Origin of the sequence: Actinobacillus minor NM305 (assembly GCF_000175195.1) — a bacterium.
Taxonomy (GTDB): Bacteria; Pseudomonadota; Gammaproteobacteria; order Enterobacterales; family Pasteurellaceae; genus Haemophilus_A; species Haemophilus_A minor.
In genome coordinates, this window is sequence record NZ_ACQL01000011.1 from 1 (window position 1) to 2,099 (window position 2,099).

The 2,099-nt window shown below is 40.8% G+C and carries 1 protein-coding gene; it reads left to right on the top strand.

Annotated elements, in window-relative coordinates; genetic code table 11:
* Positions 1-213 precede the first annotated feature (213 nt).
* Positions 214-2,061, top strand: a complete 1,848-nt coding sequence (gene typA, locus AM305_RS00385) for a translational GTPase TypA (RefSeq protein ID WP_005821948.1) — start codon at positions 214-216, stop codon at positions 2,059-2,061.
* Positions 2,062-2,099: the final 38 nt, after the last annotated feature.

Consider the following 2,099-nt stretch of genomic DNA (forward strand, 5'->3'; position numbering starts at 1 on the left):
AACAATGTTATTTATTTGGGGTTTGTCAACGGTCTGAAACCATCCTTCGGGATGGTTTTTTGTAGAATTTCCTTCAAATTTTACCGCTTGTTTTCTAGCCTATTGGGCGAAAACTCGGTATAATCTCCCGTCTTTTGTGATCTTCGTCACAATTTAGGATTTGTAGGGTGGGATTTTCCCACCATTTTTATATTTTTAAGTAAAGAAATTTCAATGCAACAATTAGATACTCAAAAATTGCGTAATATCGCAATCATTGCTCACGTTGACCACGGTAAAACAACGCTGGTTGATAAATTATTAAAACTTTCAGGCACATTAGATACCTCTCGTGGCGATGTCGATGAGCGAGTTATGGACTCAAACGATCTTGAAAAAGAGCGTGGTATTACCATTCTTGCAAAAAACACAGCAATTAATTGGAACGGCTACCGTATCAATATTGTAGATACTCCGGGGCATGCAGACTTTGGTGGTGAAGTAGAACGTGTACTTTCAATGGTTGATTCTGTATTACTCGTGGTAGATGCCTTTGACGGCCCAATGCCACAAACCCGCTTCGTAACTCAAAAAGCGTTTGCTCACGGTTTAAAACCAATCGTGGTAATCAATAAAGTGGATCGTCCGGGTGCGCGTCCTGATTGGGTGGTGGATCAAGTTTTCGATTTATTTGTAAACTTAGGCGCAACCGATGAGCAACTAGACTTCCCGATTATTTATGCTTCAGCATTAAACGGGGTTGCCGGTTTAGATCACGAAGATTTAGCACCGAATATGGATCCATTATTTGAAGCGATTATCAAGCACGTTTCTCCACCGGATGTTGAACTTGATGCGCCGTTCCAAATGCAAATCTCACAATTAGATTACAGCAAATACTTAGGTGTTATCGGTATCGGTCGTATCAAACGTGGTACAGTAAAACCAAACCAGCCTGTAACTATTATTGATTCTGAAGGTAAAACACGTAATGGTCGTATCGGTCAGGTGCTAGGTCATTTAGGTTTACAACGCTATGAAGCAACCGAAGCCTATGCAGGCGACATCATTGCCATTACCGGTTTAGGCGAATTAAACATTTCAGATACCCTTTGTGACATTAACAACGTAGAAGCATTACCGGCATTATCGGTTGATGAGCCAACGGTAACGATGTTCTTCTGTGTAAATACTTCTCCGTTTGCGGGACAAGAAGGTAAATTTGTTACTTCTCGTCAAATTTTAGAACGCTTGAAAAAAGAGCTTGTTCACAACGTGGCATTACGTGTGGAAGAAACTGATGACTCAGATGTGTTTAGCGTATCAGGTCGTGGCGAATTACACTTATCGGTATTAATTGAAAATATGCGCCGTGAAGGCTATGAATTAGCAGTATCACGTCCAAAAGTTATCTTTAAAGAGATTGACGGTCGTAAACAAGAGCCGTTTGAGCAAGTAACCATCGATATTGAAGAACAACATCAAGGTTCTGTAATGGAAGCCTTAGGTATTCGTAAAGGCGAAGTGCGTGATATGATCCCAGACGGTAAAGGTCGTACTCGTTTAGAATATGTGATCCCTAGCCGTGGTTTAATCGGTTTCCGTAACGAATTTATGACAATGACTTCAGGTACGGGCTTAATTTATTCAAGCTTCAGCCATTATGATGATGTGAAACCGGGCGAAATCGGTCAGCGTATCAACGGCGTATTGATCTCTAACGGTACGGGTAAAGCGTTAGCTTACTCACTTTACGCATTACAAGATCGTGGTAAGTTGATGATCGATCACGGTGTTGAAATTTATGAAGGTCAGGTTATCGGTATTCACAGCCGTTCAAATGACTTAACGGTAAACGCATTAGAAGGTAAGAAATTAACCAATATGCGTGCATCGGGTAAAGATGATGCTTTAACTTTAACAACACCGGTAAGAATGACGTTAGAACAAGCGTTAGAATTTATCGATGATGATGAATTAGTGGAAGTAACGCCTGCATCTGTACGTGTTCGTAAGAAATTACTCACTGAAGTAGAACGTAAACGTGCAAGCCGTACCACAACCAGTACCAGTACTCGTTAATTAAAAAGGCCTTGAATTGTCAAACCAAGTGCAACGTT

Coding starts and splice junctions, on each gene's coding strand:
- typA (WP_005821948.1), top strand. CDS start 214: ATGCAACAATTAGATACTCAAAAATTGCGTAATATCGCAATCATTGCT.